Raw genomic sequence first — 15,547 nt, forward strand, 5'->3', positions numbered from 1 at the left:
CAAAAATGATATAGTTACGGAATGAGTGCCCCATTCCGCCAATTTCAGGCCTTCCATGCCATCATCGAGCACGGCACCGTAACGGCCGCCGCCGAACACTTAGGCATTTCACAGCCCGCGATCAGCAACCTGCTTGCGCAGTTAGAGCGGAGCACGAAGCTCAAACTGTTCGAGCGCACGCGCGGGCGGCTGGTTCCCACACCCGAAGCGCATGTGCTCTTTGACGAAATCGATACCGTCGTGCGCGGCCTCGACCACGTGAATCAGGCTGTCGTCGACCTTCAGAACCAGACCGCCGGACAATTGCAGATCGCCACGAGCCACGCGCTGGCATTCGGCTTCATGCCTGCCGAGATCGCGAAATTCAGCGCCGGGCGGCCAAATCTGACCATCGCGTTTCAATCGCAGTATTCCAGCAAGATCCAGGAATGGGTGACGGCCGGTCTCTTTGAAATCGGCATCTGCGAGATGCCCGTTCGCATGGAAGGCCTTGAACAGCACCCATTCACCATTGAGACCTCATGCGCGATCCCGCGTTTCGCCGACGTGGCTGAACATGAACGGTTGAACCCGATGTTATTGAACGATTTTCCGTTCATCATCATGGGTGCCGATCACATGGTAACGCGCCGTACGCGCGAAGCGTTTCACACGGACGGCGCAAACTTTCGTATTCGCGGCCATACCGACCTCTTTCACAACGCGCTCAACCTCGTGAAGCAGGGCCTCGGAGCCGCGATGATCGACCCGTTCACGCTGGCCGCCGATGGCGGCGGGGAATATCTGGTCCGCCGGTTCGAGCCCGCAATCTACCTCGACATCGTGCTCATCACCGCCCGCGGACGGCCACTTTCCATCATTGGCCAGCAATTTCTTGATCAGGTCGTGCCGCGGCTGACGCAAATCGCGGTAAACACTGACGGTCAGTAATCCGCACCCGGGCGCTCTTCCAGCTTCATCCCATCCACCGTCTGACCGGGGCGGCAGCTTCTTCCAAAGGCTGGGTGACGATATCGACCAGTGTCGGCCCGTCATGCGCCAATGCTTCGCGCAATACGCTTTCCAGACGGGCCGGGTCCTCCACCCGCCAGCTTTTCACGCCGAAGGCGGCGGCGATGGCGGCCTGATCGCTGCGGCTGAAATCCACGTTGTAATAACGCGCGCCCTTGTCGGCCTTCTGGCTGGCTTTGATCCAGCCGAAACTCGCGTTGGAAAAGACGATGTAGGTGATATCGGCCCGTGCCCGGCAGATGGTCTCCAGCTCGCCGCAGCTGAACCCGAATGACCCGTCCCCCATCAGCGCCACGACCTTGGCGTCCGGCCGCCCGTACCATGCGCCAAGCGCGGCGGGCAGCGCGTAGCCGAGCGCGCCGTGGGCGCGGTTGGTGATGAAATGCCGCCCCGCCTGCGGCAGTTGGTAATAGGCCGAGAAATAGGGGCAGCTTGTACCGGGGTCGGAAAGGATCACCGCGTCCTCGGGCAGAACGCGTTGAAGCGTCGCGATCACCCGTTCGGGCCGGATGGGGGCGTCGTCGCTCTCGGCAAGCGCCCGGAACCGGTCGAACTTGCAGCGGCGGATTTCCGTGACCTGCGCCGCGCCGCCGAAATCGGCGCGGGTTTCGGGGCGCTGATCCAGAAGCCGGTTTATCTCGGCCAGAGCCAGCTGCAGATCGGCCACCACGCCGACCTCGGTCGGATAGTTTGCGCCGATCACCATCGGGTCGCTGTCGAAATGCACGATCCGTGCGCCGGGTCGCGGGGCCTCCCACCGCGCAGTGGTCGTGGACCCTGCCCGGCAACCCATGAAAACCACGAGGTCCGCCGCCTCCATCGCCGCCCATGTCTCATCCGTACCGCCGTTCGACCCGACGACGCCCACCGCATTCGGATGGGTCTCGGCCAGCGACCCCTGCCCCGAAATCGACGTCGCGACCGGGATGTCGAGCCGGGTGGCAAGGCGCGCCAGTTCCTCCATCGCGCCTGCGATCACCACGCCGCCACCACAGACAATGAGAGGGGATTTCGCCGACAGGATCGCCTCCAATGCGGCCTCGACCGCGCCGGGCGCGGGGGCGGCGGGATAGGCGGGGAATGTCTGCAAGGCTGGATCGGCCCAGAGATCGGCGGAGTCCACCGGATCGTATTGAATGTCATAGGGCAGACCGATATGCGCCGCCCCCGGCCGACTGGTCACCATCGCGCGGAAGGCCGCGCGGACCATGCGCGGAATGTGATCGGCCCGCCGGATCACCGTGTTCCACTTGGTCAGGGGCCGCATCATCGCCTGCTGATCGACCTCGGTCAGCGGATATTTCCCGTAGCTCGCGACCGAGACATCACTGGTGATGCCCAGAACCGCATAGCTCGACTCCGACGCCTCGATCAGCCCCGGCAGGATATAGGTCGCCCCGCCGCCCGACGGCCCCTCGCAGACGCCCGGCCGCCCGGTGACGCGGGCATAGGCATCGGCCATGTAGGTGGCCGACCGTTCGTCGCGGGTCAGGATATGAGTGATGCCGTGGTCCAGTTTCAGCAGGCTGTCATAAAGCGGCAGGCTGGTGTCGCCGCACAGGCCGAAGATATGGCGGACGCCATGCGCCTCCAGCATCCGCACCATCGCGTCGGCGCCGTTCAGGGTGTTGGACATCCGCTCCCTCAGCCGTGGGCTTGTTGCAGGACCGTTGCACGGGGCTGTTATTGCGTCAACGGGCGCGGTAGACTTTACAATGAGTTGCGAGAGGCGGTGGCTATGATCGAAACTGGCGGCAAGACGGTCTATGGCGCGACACTTGGCATCCTGATGCTTGAGACGCAGTTCCCCCGCATTCCCGGCGATATCGGCAACGCGCTGACCTGGCCCTTTCCGGTCCAGTACCGCATCGTGCGCGGCGCCACGCCCGACAATGTGGTGCGTGGCGACGCCGAAGCGCGGCTGGAGGATTTCATCGCGGCGGGCCGCGATCTGGTCGCCCATGGCTGCGACGGCATCGCCACGAATTGCGGGTTCCTCGTGCCCCTGCAAGACCGCATGGCCGAGGCCCTCGGTGTGCCGGTCGCCAGTTCGTCCCTGATGCAGGTGCCGATGGTCAGGCGCACCCTGCCGAAGAAAAAGCGGGTCGGCGTCGTCACCATTTCCCGCGCGACGCTCACGCAAAGACATCTCGCCGCAGCAGGCATTCCCGCCGATACCCCCGTCGTCGGCACCGACGAAGGCAAGGAGTTCACGCAGAAGATCCTCTCCGACGCCCCCGATATCGACTTCGCTCAGGCCCGTGCCGATGTCGTCGACGCCGCACTCCGCCTGCAGAAAAAGACGCGGGACCTTGGCGCCATCGTTCTGGAATGCACCAACATGGTCCCCTATGCCGCCGATGTGCGCCGCGCGACCGGGCTGCCGGTCTTTTCGATCTATACCTACCTCGTCTGGTTCCAGGCCGCCCTGATGCCGCGCCGGTTTTCGCCAGAACTGGATGATGGCGGACACGCATAATCCGACCGCACCGGCCGTCAGGCACGCCCCGGCCGCGCGGCAGGATCCGGCACCCCGCCCCCGCACAAATGCGCACCGCCGCAATTGTTCGCGCAGCCCCGATCGGCTATCCTCACCACCAACAGAGGCAGCGAGCAGGCCCACCCGCCGATGACGGCGCTCAAGGAATATCAGCGGCTGGAATGCACCGGCCTGTGGCGCGACACACCCGACGCGCAACGGCGCGAGGTCATCGTCGCGTTCGGCGATGCCACGCTCGTCATCTCGGATGCCCGCAACACCCGCGCGCTGGCCCATTGGTCGCTGCCCGCCATCATCCGGCTGAACCCCGGCGAACAGCCGGCCATATTCACCCCCGGCACCGATGCCGGCGAAGAGCTTGAGATCGAGGACGAGACGATGGTCGCCGCCATCGCCAAGGTTCATGCCCTGATCGAGGCGCGCCGCCCGCATCCGGGGCGGTTGCGCACGGTGCTGCTCGGGATCGTTCTGGCCCTCGTGATCGCGCTTGGCCTCTTCTGGATGCCGCGCACGGTGATCGAACACACTTCGGCCGCTTTGCCCCATGTCAAACGGCAGGAAATCGGCCTTGCCGCTTTGGCCGACATGACGCGCCTCACCGGGCTTGCCTGCGATGCGCCCGAGGGCCGCGCGGCCCTTGCGCGCCTTAGCACCCGGCTTCTCGGCCCCGGCGGGCGTATCGTCGTCCTGCCCGAAGGGCTCGACGCCACCGCGCATCTGCCCGGTGGCCTGATCCTCGTGCCGCGCCGCGCGGTCGAGGAGGAAACCAATCCCGATATCCTCGCAGGCCGGATCCTTGCCGAGGATCTGCGCCGACAGGCGGGCACGCCAATGGCCGACCTTTTGCGCCATGCCGGGCTGCGCGCAACCTTGCGGCTCCTGACCACCGGCGACCTGCCCGGTGAATCCGTCTCGGGCTACGGCGAAACCGTTCTCGCCGTCACGCCGCGCCCGGTCGACCTTGCGAAACTCGTCGGGCGTTTCAAGGCAGCGGGCGTCTCGTCAACCGCCTATGCCTATTCCGTCGACCCCAGCGGCGAGGCCGTTCTGGCCCTGATCGAGACCGACCCGTTCCGCACGACACCCGCGCCGGAACCGCTGCTCAGCGATAGCGACTGGGTCGCGCTTCAGGGCATCTGCGACGGGTAAAGCCGCTCACTTCGTCCCGAACATGCGGTCCCCGGCATCGCCAAGACCCGGAACGATATAGCCGTGATCGTTCAGATGGCTGTCGAGCGCCGCGGTGACGATCGGCACATCGGGATGCGCCTCCTTCATCCGGGCGACGCCTTCCGGGGCGGCCAGAAGGCACATGAAGCGGATATTCTTCGCCCCCGACTTCTTCAGAAGGTCGATGGCCGCAGCCGAGGAATTGCCGGTCGCCAGCATCGGGTCGAGCGCGATGACCAGCCGGTCCTCAAGGTTCGCGGGAACCTTGTAGTAATATTGCACCGGCTGCAGCGTCTCGGGGTCGCGGTAAAGCCCGACAAACCCGACCCGCGCCGCCGGGATCAGTTCCAGCACACCGTCCAGAAGGCCGTTGCCCGCCCTGAGGATCGAAATCAGCGCCAGCTTCTTGCCGTCGATCACCGGCGCGTCCATCGGGCACAAGGGCGTCTCGATCCGCTTCGTCGTCATCTCCATCTCGCGCGTGATCTCATAGGCCAGAAGCTGGCTGATCTCGCGCAGAAGGCGGCGAAAAGAATTGGTGGAAGTGTCCTTTTCCCGCATCAAGGTCAGCTTGTGCTGCACCAAGGGATGGGTGACGACGGTCAGATGGTTGTGCATGGCGGCCCCCGGGATGATGTCTGGCAATCACCCGAGGCCTGACCGATCCACCCGCCCGCGTCAAGTCCGGGTACTGTGGTCAAGGTAGGAGGTGTCTCGGCTTGCGAACGAAGCGGACGTTCAGGCAAGCCCACTTTCGCCCGGAATCAAGCCGAAGGCGCCGGGCGAGCGCCTGCCCGTCCCGGCGGGCTGGCGCTTTTGCAACCGTGCGCTTCGCGTGAAGGCGGAGGAGTTTTGCGACGATAAACTGCCCTGAATATAGGTCGCCGCGCCACCCCACGGGCAGTCGACCGCCAGGCTTACGCTGCGAATGGAGCAAATGCCCGCTGAAGGCCCCCAAGCGGACGTTGGAACTGACAGGGCAGGATGGCGGTGAGGACCTACCCCGCCAACCGCTTCGCCACCGCTTCACGCGTCGCATCGTCGCAGAAGGCCGCCGCGATGGAGGTCCTCGCGACCTCCTCGAACACCCCGTCATCCCAGTCGAACGCCTCGGCCAGCATGTGGTATTCGCGCGCCATCGTTGTGTGGAAGAAGGGCGGATCGTCGGTGGAAACCGTCACCTTCACCCCGCGTTCCCGGAGCCGGTGAATCGGATGCGCGCGCCAACCGGGATAGAGCCCGAGGGCGATGTTCGAGCCCGGACAGACCTCCAGCACAATCCCCTTCTCGGCAATCTCATCGACCAAAGCGAGGTCCTCGATAGCGCGGACCCCGTGGCCCACCCGTTCGACCCCCAGATCGCGGATCGCATCGCGCACGCTGTCCGGCCCGCCCCATTCCCCGGCATGGGCGGTCAGCCTAAGCCCCGCCTCGCGCGCCGCATCGAAGGACCACGCAAAATCCTTGGGCTTGCCCATCTTCTCGTCCCCGGCAAGGCCGAACCCGACGAGCCAGTCGCCCGCCGTCTCGGCGGCACAAAGCGCGGTCTCCTTCGCCTTCTCCGGCCCGAAATGGCGGATCGCCGTGACGATGCCGCGCAGCACGATCCCGTCACGTTTTTCCGCCAGACCGGCTGCCTCGCGGATCGCGTGCAGGTATTCCCGCCATGCGCCCACATCGCGCCCACCGCAGAAATCCGGGCTGAGAAACGTCTCGGTATAGATCACGCCAGAGGCGGCACTTTCCTCCAGCACGGCCAACGTCAGCCGGTGGTAGTCCTCGGGTGTCTTCAACGTCTCGGTCGCGGCCTCGTAGACTTTCAGGAAGTGCCAGAAGTCGGTATAGCTGTAATTGCCCCGCTCATCGAAAATGCCGGAGATATCCATCTTCTTCTCGGCGGCAAGGCCGCGGATGAAGGCAGGCGGTGCGGCACCTTCCAGATGCAGGTGAAGTTCCACCTTCGGGTGGGTCCGGGTCATGTCAGCACTCTCAGGCTTGGATCGGCGGGTCTTTCCACAGCCGTCAGCCCGTTGCAAGTCCGTGAACGCGGCGCGCGCCCTGTCGGGACGGATGCCATACGCAGGCCATACGCTTGCGGGACGGCCGCCATACGGGGATTCCGGTCACAGAAAGCTGCGCCCCGGCCCCTGTGGCGGCACCCCCAGATGCGCCGCGACCGAGGCCCCGACATCGGTGAAGGCGATCTGCCCGACGGGCTTCAGGCCCAGTCCGTAACCGACGACCGGCACCCTCTCGCGGGTATGGTCGGTCCCGGTCCAGGTCGGATCATTGCCGTGATCGGCGGTAAAGATCGCAAGGTCGCCGGGTCGGAGTTTGGGCAGAAACTCTCCCACCCTTTTATCGAACCATTCCAGCGCCTTGGCGTAACCAGAGACATCCCTCGGATGGCCGAAAAGCGTGTCGAATTCCACGAAATTCGCAAAGGTGAGGGACCCATCCTCTGCCGTCTCCACGGCCGCCATCAGATGGTCGAACAAAGCCGCATCCGGCCCCTTCTTCACGTCATCTATACCCCGCATGGAGAAGATATCACCGATCTTGCCGATACCATGCACTTTGCGCCCAGCGCCCTGCACCCAGTCGCACAAAGTGGGCGAAGGCGGCGCGATGGCAAAGTCCTTGCGATTGGCGGTTCTCTTGAACTTTCCGCACGTTCCGATGAAAGGACGCGCGATCACGCGACCCACCTTCATCGCATGAAGAGTAGGCGCCAAGTCCTTGCAAAGTTTCAGCAAACGATCGAGGCCAAAAGCCTCTTCATGGGCTGCGATCTGAAAGACGCTGTCGGCGGAAGTATAACAAATCGGCCATCCGGTCCGCAGATGTTCTTCGCAATGCGCCTCGATGATCGGCACGCCGGAGGCATGGCAATTGCCCAGCGTTCCTTCCGTTCCGGCCAGCCGCGCGACCTCTGCCATGAGGTGATCCGGGAAGGCGGGTTGCGCGTCGGGAAAGTAGTGCCAGTCCCACGGAACCGGCACCCCAGCCAGTTCCCAATGGCCTGATGGCGTATCCTTTCCCTTTGATATCTCGGTGGCTGCCCCCCAGATCCCCATCGGCGTCGCATCAAAGCCCGGCATCGCGGCACCCGAGGCCAGCCGCACTGCCGCACCCAAACCCAAAGCGTCGAGATTGGGCATCCTGAGTGCCCCCGACCGCCCGTCTTCGGCCCGGCCCGCCGCACAGGCATCGGCGATATGGCCCAATGTATTGGCCCCGGTATCGGGCCGTTCGCCATTGAAAAACCGGTCCGCATCCGGCGCGCCGCCTGCACCGACGCTGTCCATCACGATCAGAAACGCGCGTGCCATCAGCTGATCCTCTGATGGATCAACGGCGGTTCCTCGGGCTCATCCGGGCTGATCCGGATGGCCGCCTGAACCACCTCCCGCGCCTTTTCGGCATCGCCCGGATTGGCGGCATGGATACGGACGATCGCCTCGCCCGCTTCTACCGGCTCGCCGATGGGCATGATCTCTGACAGCCCTACCGAGGGGTTGATCCTGTCGCCGCCCCTCAACCGTCCGCCACCAAGGTGGACGACGGCATTACCCAGAGCCTCGCTGTCGATTTTGGCAATGAATCCATCCTCTTCAGCGACGACATCAAAGAGGACAGGCGCAGCGGGCAGCCGGTCGGGATAACGCTCAACAAAGTCCGTCGGTCCACCCAAAGCTGCCACCATGCGACCAAAGGTTTCCGCAGCGCGGCCCGATTCCAGCGCCTCTTCGATCTGGTCCGCGCCATCGCCCGCGTCTTCGGCAAGCCCGGCCAGAGCCAGCGCCTCGCCCCCCAAGGCCACGGTCACATCCCAGAGCGCCTGATTGATGGCAACGCCAGTCAGCGTTTCCATCACCTCCAGCACTTCCAGCGCATTGCCCGCCGAGGATGCCAGCGGTTGATCCATGTCGGTGATCAGGGCCGCCGTCCGGCACCCTGCCCCGTTTGCGGTGTCGACGAGCGAGCGCGCCAGTGCCTCAGCCCGCTCAGGTGTCTTCATGAACGCGCCGGAGCCGACCTTGACGTCGAGGATCAGCGCCTCGAGCCCCGCCGCGAGCTTCTTTGACAGGATCGACGCGGTGATGAGGTCGATGCTTTCCACCGTCCCGGTCACGTCACGGATCGCGTAAAGCCGACGGTCGGCGGGGGCGATATCGGACGAAGCGCCGACGATGGCGCAACCGATTTCAGCGACAAGCCGGTGCAGTTCCTCAACTGAAACATCGCAGCGATAGCCCGGGATCGCCTCCAGCTTGTCCAATGTGCCACCGGTATGGCCAAGGCCGCGCCCGGAGATCATCGGCACACAGGCGCCACAGGCGGCCAAAGCAGGCGCGAGCAGCAGCGAGGTGCTGTCGCCGATCCCGCCGGTCGAATGCTTGTCGACGACCGGCCCGGGCAGGTTCCATTCCAGAACCGAGCCGCTGTCGCGCATGGCCAGGGTCCAGCCGACGCGCTCTTTCTCAGACAAGCCGTTCAGGAACACCGCCATCGCGAAGGCCCCAGCCTGCGCGTCGGTCACGTCGCCGGAGGCAAGGCCGCCCGCAAACCACTTGGCGGATTTCGCGGGCAGGCCTTTGCCGTCGCGGACACCCGCGATGATCGTGCGGGCGTCCATCAGGTCCGCTCCATATGCTCGACGGAAAAGACGCCGGGCAGAAGGTCGCCGATGGTGGTTTCAAAGACTTTGCCGTCGGTCGTGGCCAGAGTGACCTTCACATCGTGCCGCCCGAACTCTGCCAGCTTCTGGCGGCAGCCGCCGCAGGGTGAAACCGGCATGGGGCTGTCGGCGATGACGGCAACCTCGGTCAGTTCGGTTTCCCCGGCGGCGACCATGGCGGCAATCGCCCCCGCCTCGGCGCAAGTCCCTTCAGGATAGGCTACGTTTTCCACGTTGCAGCCACGATAAACGGCACCGGACGCCCCGCGCAGGGCAGCGCCGACCTTGAAATGCGAATAGGGGGCATAGGCGTTTTCCCGCACCTCGCGGGCGGTATCGATGAGTGACATCTCATTCTCCTTCTTGCCTGCCGAGACTGCGCCCGCGCCCGGCCGGATGCAAGCCTATCCGGCAAGCGTAGTCGCAAAGGCACCGGGCAGGCTGACTTCGAGAATTTCGATGTCATCCGTAGGCTCCGCCCACCGCGTCCGCATCCCCGGCGGGATGACGAAAGCATCGCCGGGCGACAATCGGAAAGGCTCCTTGCCTTCGCCTTCCAGCGTCATGCCGCCCTCCATGACGAAGCCGAAAAGGATATCGCTGTCATGGACCGCCCATTGCGCGCTACCTTTCCCCCGGCGGATGACCTGCACACCTGCCACACCTTTGGTGTTCGCATTGATCGTCGTGTCGCGGCAGATATATCCCGGAAGGCGGAAGTCCTGCCATTCCGCCCCCTTGGCGAGGTTATGGACAAAGCGTTGACCATCCCATTCGCGGTCGGGGCGGTAATTCGGCGTGGGCAGCGTCATCTCGTGGTCGATCTCGGTCACATGTTCGGCTGGAACGCCGATCTCGATCACCTCGATATCATCGCCCGCCTCCAGTACCCGGTGGCGGATCTGCGGCGGCTGGATGAAGCAATCCCCCGCGGTCAGACGACGCGTATCACCTTGATCTTCATAAAGAACATCGACCCAGCCGCGATAGCAGAAGATAAGTTGAAACCCCACTTTGTGGAAATGCACCATGTCCGGGACCTTGCCATCCGGCACGCGGATATGACTGGCGATGATCGCCCCGCCAAGGCGAGAGGGGATGAGATCGCGGTATTTCATACCCGCCCGCCCGATCACCCAGGGCGCTTGGTCGGCAAGGCGGCGGACGACGAAGGCGTGGTCGGTGGGCGGCTGAATGACGGGCGGGTTCAACGTGTCGATCTCGACGACCGTGCCACCGGGAGAGGTCAGGTTGCGCTGACCCTCGGCAATTGCGTCCGGTTCATCAGTCAGAATGCGCAGATGTCCCGGGCCGCCTGTCGCCGCTGCATCCAGCCGCACGCGCACCCCGTGGCCGGACATGATCGCCACGGCCGGGTTGTCGGCCGGCCAGATCGCATCGAGCCGCATCTGCAGCACTTTGGTGAAAAACGGCAGGTCCTTGGCGAGACTTGATGTGGGCAGCACTGTTTCAGCACGAATTTCAGACATGATGGCTCCTGTCATGCTATTGGGAAGTTGTGCGGAGCCGGTCGGTTTGGCAAGCGGGTTCCACCGCAAGCAAACACCCTTTCGCGGCGATTGAATGTAGTTTAATGCTAAACCAGTTTTGACGGGAGGTTGGCGTGGACGACGCAAGACAGGAAAATGCACGGCAGGCGGCGCTGGACTATCACGAGTTTCCCAAGCCCGGGAAGCTGGAGATTCGCGCGACGAAGCCCATGGCCAACGGCCGCGACCTTTCCCGCGCCTATTCCCCCGGTGTCGCCGAAGCCTGCCTTGAGATAAAGGACGATCCGTCCACCGCAGCGCGGTACACCGCGCGCGGCAACCTTGTCGCTGTCGTCTCGAACGGCACCGCAGTACTTGGTCTTGGTAATATCGGCGCGCTGGCCTCCAAGCCGGTGATGGAGGGCAAGGCGGTTCTGTTCAAGAAGTTCGCCTCCATCGACTGTTTCGATATCGAACTGAACGAACCCGATCCCGAAAAGCTTGCCGATATCGTCTGTGCGTTGGAACCGACCTTTGGTGCGATCAATCTTGAGGACATCAAGGCACCGGATTGTTTTATCGTTGAACGAATTTGCCGCGAGCGGATGAACATCCCGGTTTTCCACGACGATCAGCATGGCACTGCGATCGTCGTCGGCGCCGCCGCGACCAATGCGCTGCATGTGGCGGGCAAGAAGTTCGATGAAATCAAGGTCGTCTCCACCGGTGGCGGCGCGGCGGGGATCGCCTGCCTCGACATGCTGCTGAAGCTCGGCGTGAAGCGCGAAAATGTCTGGCTCTGCGATATCGAAGGGCTGGTCTATGAAGGGCGCGAAGCCCAGATGACGCCACAGAAGGCGGCTTATGCGCAAGGAAAGAGCCCAGCCACACTGGATGACGTGATCGGCGGCGCAGATCTTTTCCTCGGCCTTTCCGGCCCCGGGGTGCTGAAGCCTGAGATGGTAAAGAAGATGGCGGATAACCCCATCGTCTTTGCGCTCGCCAACCCCACGCCCGAGATCCTGCCCGATGAGGTCCGGTCGGTCGCCCCCGACGCGATCATGGCGACGGGGCGCTCGGATTTCCCCAATCAGGTCAATAACGTCCTCTGCTTCCCTTTCATCTTTCGCGGTGCGCTGGATGTCGGCGCGACGACCATCAACGACGAAATGGAAATCGCCTGTATCGAAGGCATTGCAGCGCTGGCCCGCGCCACGACGAGTGCCGAGGCCGCCGCCGCCTATCGCGGCGAAAAACTCACCTTTGGCCACGACTACCTGATCCCGAAACCCTTCGACCCGCGCCTGATCGGCACAGTGGCCAGTGCTGTTGCCAAGGCCGCGATGGAGACCGGCGTCGCCACCCGGCCCATCACCGATCTCGATGCCTACAAGGAACGCCTGCAGGGCTCGGTTTTCAAATCGGCCCTGATCATGCGGCCGGTTTTCGAGGCCGCCCGCACTGCCAGCCGCCGGATCGTCTTTGCCGAGGGCGAGGATGAGCGTGTGCTGCGCGCGGCGAACGCGATGCTGGAAGAGATGACTGACCGGCCGATCCTGATCGGGCGGCCCGAGGTGATCGAGCGGCGCTGCGAACGGGCGGGCCTACCGATCCGGCCCGAGCGGGATTTCGAACTGGTGAACCCGGAAAATGACCCCCGCTATCGCGACTATTGGGGCAGCTATCACGAGGTGATGGCCCGGCAAGGTGTCACGCCGGACCTTGCCCGCGCGATCATGCGCACGAACACGACCGCCATCGCCGCCATTGCCGTTCACCGGGGCGATGCCGACAGCATGATCTGTGGCACGTTCGGCCAATACCTCTGGCATCTGAACTACATCCGTCAGGTTCTGGCGCGCGACGGGCTGACCCCGCATGGCGCCCTCAGCCTGATGATCCAGGAAGATGGTCCCCTTTTCGTCGCCGATACCCATGTGAATGCGGTGCCGACCCCGGAAGAGATCGCAACAACGATCTGCGGTGCCGCCCGCCATGCCCGCCGCTTTGGCGTGACACCGAAGGTCGCGCTCTGCGCTCATTCCAATTTCGGCAACCTCGACACCGACAGCGCCCGCCGGATGCGCGCGGCGCTCGCGCTGCTTGATGCAAAGGGGGTCGATTTCGCCTATGAGGGCGAGATGTCGGCCGATGCGGCGCTGGACCCCGAACTGCGCGAGCGGATCTTCCCCGGTGGGCGGCTGGAAGGCGCAGCCAATATCCTTGTCTTCGGCTATACGGACGCCGCCAATACAGCGCGCAACATGCTGAAGATGAAGGCGGGCGGGCTGGAAGTCGGACCGATCCTGATGGGGATGGGCAACAAGGCGCATATCGTCACGCCGTCGATCACCGCGCGGGGCCTGTTGAACGTCTCAGCCATCGCGGGCACGCCGGTCGCGCTTTACAGCTAGGTAGAATCACCTCGGAGTCACTTCGCAGCACTTCACTGCAAATATTTGCAAACTCCTCGCGCCTTCGCGCACCTCTTCGCTGTCTTGAAGGCTTTGCAAAAGTTTGCGAAAGGTTTGGGAAAGATTCTGCAAATTTTTCGCACTCCCGAACGCATGTGACCGGTAACGGCGTTGCGCGGACGCCCTGCCGTCGCGTAACACTTCCTCAAGCTTTGGAGGAGGCACGATCATGGGATATTCCGAGATTTATTCCGGCTGGAAAGCCGATCCGGAAGGCTTCTGGATGCAGGCGGCGGAGGCCATCGAATGGGAGCGGAAACCCTCGCGCGCGCTTTTTGCCGACAACGCACCGATTTATGAATGGTTCTCCGACGGCATGGTCAACACCTGCTGGAACGCCGTCGACCGCCATGTCGCGGCAGGGCGCGGTCAACAGGTCGCCATAATCCATGACAGTCCCATCACCGGAGCCAAGCGCGAGATCACCTATGCCGCCCTGAAAGACCGGGTGGCGAGCCTCGCGGGTGCGTTGAAGGCCAAGGGCGTCGAAAAAGGCGACCGGGTCATCATCTACATGCCGATGGTGCCCGAGGCGGTCGAGGCGATGCTGGCGTGTGCGCGGCTCGGCGCGATTCATTCGGTCGTCTTCGGCGGTTTTGCCGCCCATGAACTGGCGGTCCGTATCGACGACGCGACGCCGAAAGCGATCATCGCTGCGTCCTGCGGTCTCGAACCCGGGCGGGTTGTGCATTACAAACCGCTGGTCGATGCCGCGATCGAACAGGCCAAGCATAAGCCGGACTTCACGCTGATCTTCCAGCGCGACGAAGAGGTGGCAAAGCTGATCCCGGGCCGCGACTTTGACTGGCACGAGGCGCAGGCGGGCGTGGCCCCGGCGGACTGCGTTCCTGTCGAAGGCAATCACCCGGCCTATATCCTGTACACTTCGGGAACGACGGGCGCGCCCAAGGGTGTTGTCCGCCCGACGGCGGGCCATCTGGTTGCCCTCAACTGGACCATGAAGTCGATCTACAACGTCGATCCCGGCGATGTCTTCTGGGCGGCCTCGGATGTGGGTTGGGTCGTAGGGCATTCCTATATCTGCTACGCGCCCCTGATCGCGGGCTGCACCACAATCGTCTTCGAGGGCAAGCCGGTCGGCACACCCGATGCAGGGACCTTCTGGCGGGTCATCTCCGAGCACAAGGTCAAAAGCTTCTTCACCGCGCCGACCGCGCTTCGCGCCATCAAACGCGACGACCGTGAGGGCGAGTTCATCAAGAAATATGACCTGTCTGGAATGAAGGCGCTGTTCCTGGCCGGCGAACGGGCCGACCCGGACACGATCCAGTGGGCGCAAAACCATCTTGGTGTCCCAGTCATCGACCATTGGTGGCAGACCGAAACCGGCTGGGCTATTGCGGCAAATCCGCTCGGGATCGAACAATTGCCGGTGAAAATCGGCTCGCCTTCGGTCGCGATGCCGGGATATGACGTGAAGGTCCTGGACGAAGGCGGCCATCCGGTCGCGCCCGGCACGCTGGGCGCTATCGCGGTCAAGCTGCCGCTGCCCCCGGGTACGCTTCCGACGCTCTGGAACGCCGAGGCGCGGTACCGCAAATCCTACCTCACAACCTTCCCCGGCTATTACGAGACCGGCGATGCAGGCATGATCGACGAGGATGGCTACCTTTACATCATGGCGCGCACCGATGATGTCATCAACGTCGCGGGCCACCGCCTGTCGACCGGCGCTATGGAAGAGGTTCTGGCCAGTCACCCCGATGTCGCCGAATGCGCGGTGATCGGGGTCGGCGACCAACTCAAGGGTCAGATGCCCGTCGGCTTTCTGTGCCTCAACAAGGGCTCCAAACGCGAACATGGCGATGTCGTGAAGGAATGCGTGAAACTGGTGCGCGACCAGATCGGCCCGGTCGCAGCCTTCAAGCTCGCCACAGTCGTCGACCGCCTGCCCAAAACGCGATCGGGCAAGATCCTGCGCGGCACGATGGTCAAGATCGCTGATGGCGAGGCGTACAAGATGCCCGCCACCATCGACGATCCGGTGATTCTGGATGAGATCACGGTTGCACTGAAGGGAATTGGATACCCCGCAGGTTAATCTGATCGCAACAATGTTGGGCGTTGCCGGACACTAGTTCCATAGCTCCGCCCGACATGGCGTTTCAGACAGGTTGGCGTAGGAAATTTCCTCGCGTACAACCAATCTATGATGCAACCGAAACTTGTATTCGATTGTCTAAATAGCATTGCCGGGCGG

12 protein-coding genes are annotated in these 15,547 nt (G+C 63.6%); 5 read left to right on the forward strand and 7 right to left on the reverse strand.

Going from position 1 to position 15,547, the window contains the following annotated elements:
* Positions 1–21: 21 nt before the first annotated feature.
* On the forward strand, positions 22–930 hold the full coding sequence (locus QKW60_RS07280) for a LysR family transcriptional regulator (RefSeq protein WP_282367599.1): 909 nt from the start codon (positions 22–24) through the stop codon (positions 928–930).
* A gap of 25 nt (positions 931–955) precedes the next feature.
* On the opposite strand, the gene QKW60_RS07285 is transcribed toward QKW60_RS07280, so the two are convergent.
* Positions 956–2,647 carry a thiamine pyrophosphate-binding protein gene (locus QKW60_RS07285; RefSeq protein ID WP_282367601.1) on the reverse strand — a complete coding sequence of 564 codons (1,692 nt, stop codon included), beginning with the start codon at positions 2,645–2,647 and terminating at the stop codon, positions 956–958.
* Between the two features lie 105 nt (positions 2,648–2,752).
* On the opposite strand from QKW60_RS07285, the gene QKW60_RS07290 reads away from it, so the two are divergent.
* Both QKW60_RS07290 and QKW60_RS07295 read left to right on the forward strand, forming a co-directional pair.
* On the forward strand, positions 2,753–3,490 hold the full coding sequence (locus QKW60_RS07290) for an aspartate/glutamate racemase family protein (protein WP_282367790.1): 738 nt from the start codon (positions 2,753–2,755) through the stop codon (positions 3,488–3,490).
* Between the two features lie 150 nt (positions 3,491–3,640).
* Positions 3,641–4,660 carry a hypothetical protein gene (locus QKW60_RS07295; protein WP_282367602.1) on the forward strand — a complete coding sequence of 340 codons (1,020 nt, stop codon included), beginning with the start codon at positions 3,641–3,643 and terminating at the stop codon, positions 4,658–4,660.
* Positions 4,661–4,666: 6 nt separating this feature from the next.
* On the opposite strand, the gene upp is transcribed toward QKW60_RS07295, so the two are convergent.
* From upp to QKW60_RS07325, 6 genes are all read right to left on the reverse strand, one after another.
* The gene (gene upp / locus QKW60_RS07300) at positions 4,667–5,299 is read right to left on the reverse strand and encodes a uracil phosphoribosyltransferase (RefSeq protein ID WP_282367604.1); all 633 of its coding nucleotides are present in this window, start codon (positions 5,297–5,299) and stop codon (positions 4,667–4,669) included.
* Between the two features lie 380 nt (positions 5,300–5,679).
* Positions 5,680–6,660: an adenosine deaminase gene (locus QKW60_RS07305; RefSeq protein ID WP_282367606.1), complete on the reverse strand. Its 981-nt coding sequence runs from the start codon at positions 6,658–6,660 to the stop codon at positions 5,680–5,682.
* Positions 6,661–6,804: 144 nt separating this feature from the next.
* Positions 6,805–8,013, reverse strand: coding sequence for a phosphopentomutase (locus QKW60_RS07310; protein ID WP_282367607.1), 1,209 nt, complete (start codon positions 8,011–8,013; stop codon positions 6,805–6,807).
* Positions 8,013–9,320: a thymidine phosphorylase gene (locus QKW60_RS07315; protein WP_282367609.1), complete on the reverse strand. Its 1,308-nt coding sequence runs from the start codon at positions 9,318–9,320 to the stop codon at positions 8,013–8,015. Before QKW60_RS07315 ends, QKW60_RS07310 begins: the two co-directional genes overlap by 1 nt.
* Positions 9,320–9,712, reverse strand: a complete 393-nt coding sequence (locus QKW60_RS07320; RefSeq protein WP_282367610.1) for a cytidine deaminase — start codon at positions 9,710–9,712, stop codon at positions 9,320–9,322. The genes QKW60_RS07315 and QKW60_RS07320 overlap by 1 nt, the downstream gene beginning before the upstream one ends.
* 54 nt (positions 9,713–9,766) lie before the next feature.
* Positions 9,767–10,852 carry a cupin domain-containing protein gene (locus QKW60_RS07325; RefSeq protein ID WP_282367611.1) on the reverse strand — a complete coding sequence of 362 codons (1,086 nt, stop codon included), beginning with the start codon at positions 10,850–10,852 and terminating at the stop codon, positions 9,767–9,769.
* 134 nt (positions 10,853–10,986) lie between these two features.
* Between QKW60_RS07325 and QKW60_RS07330 the strand changes: the two genes are divergently transcribed.
* Positions 10,987–13,266: an NADP-dependent malic enzyme gene (locus QKW60_RS07330; RefSeq protein WP_282367613.1), complete on the forward strand. Its 2,280-nt coding sequence runs from the start codon at positions 10,987–10,989 to the stop codon at positions 13,264–13,266.
* A gap of 229 nt (positions 13,267–13,495) precedes the next feature.
* Entirely contained in the window at positions 13,496–15,388 is a 1,893-nt protein-coding gene (prpE, locus tag QKW60_RS07335) for a propionate-CoA ligase PrpE (RefSeq protein ID WP_282367615.1), read from the forward strand.
* Positions 15,389–15,547 lie beyond the last annotated feature (159 nt).

The organism is Albidovulum aestuarii, from assembly GCF_029961185.1.
GTDB lineage: Bacteria > Pseudomonadota > Alphaproteobacteria > Rhodobacterales > Rhodobacteraceae > Albidovulum > Albidovulum aestuarii.

What these genes read in the sequence shown, in the direction of transcription:
- prpE (WP_282367615.1), top strand. Translation starts at nt 13,496, where the DNA reads ATGGGATATTCCGAGATTTATTCCGGCTGGAAAGCCGATCCGGAAGGC.
- QKW60_RS07320 (WP_282367610.1), bottom strand. Translation starts at nt 9,712, where the DNA reads ATGTCACTCATCGATACCGCCCGCGAGGTGCGGGAAAACGCCTATGCC.
- QKW60_RS07305 (WP_282367606.1), bottom strand. Translation starts at nt 6,660, where the DNA reads ATGACCCGGACCCACCCGAAGGTGGAACTTCACCTGCATCTGGAAGGT.
- QKW60_RS07325 (WP_282367611.1), bottom strand. Translation starts at nt 10,852, where the DNA reads ATGTCTGAAATTCGTGCTGAAACAGTGCTGCCCACATCAAGTCTCGCC.
- QKW60_RS07295 (WP_282367602.1), top strand. Translation starts at nt 3,641, where the DNA reads ATGACGGCGCTCAAGGAATATCAGCGGCTGGAATGCACCGGCCTGTGG.
- QKW60_RS07315 (WP_282367609.1), bottom strand. Translation starts at nt 9,320, where the DNA reads ATGGACGCCCGCACGATCATCGCGGGTGTCCGCGACGGCAAAGGCCTG.
- upp (WP_282367604.1), bottom strand. Translation starts at nt 5,299, where the DNA reads ATGCACAACCATCTGACCGTCGTCACCCATCCCTTGGTGCAGCACAAG.
- QKW60_RS07280 (WP_282367599.1), top strand. Translation starts at nt 22, where the DNA reads ATGAGTGCCCCATTCCGCCAATTTCAGGCCTTCCATGCCATCATCGAG.
- QKW60_RS07310 (WP_282367607.1), bottom strand. Translation starts at nt 8,013, where the DNA reads ATGGCACGCGCGTTTCTGATCGTGATGGACAGCGTCGGTGCAGGCGGC.
- QKW60_RS07285 (WP_282367601.1), bottom strand. Translation starts at nt 2,647, where the DNA reads ATGTCCAACACCCTGAACGGCGCCGACGCGATGGTGCGGATGCTGGAG.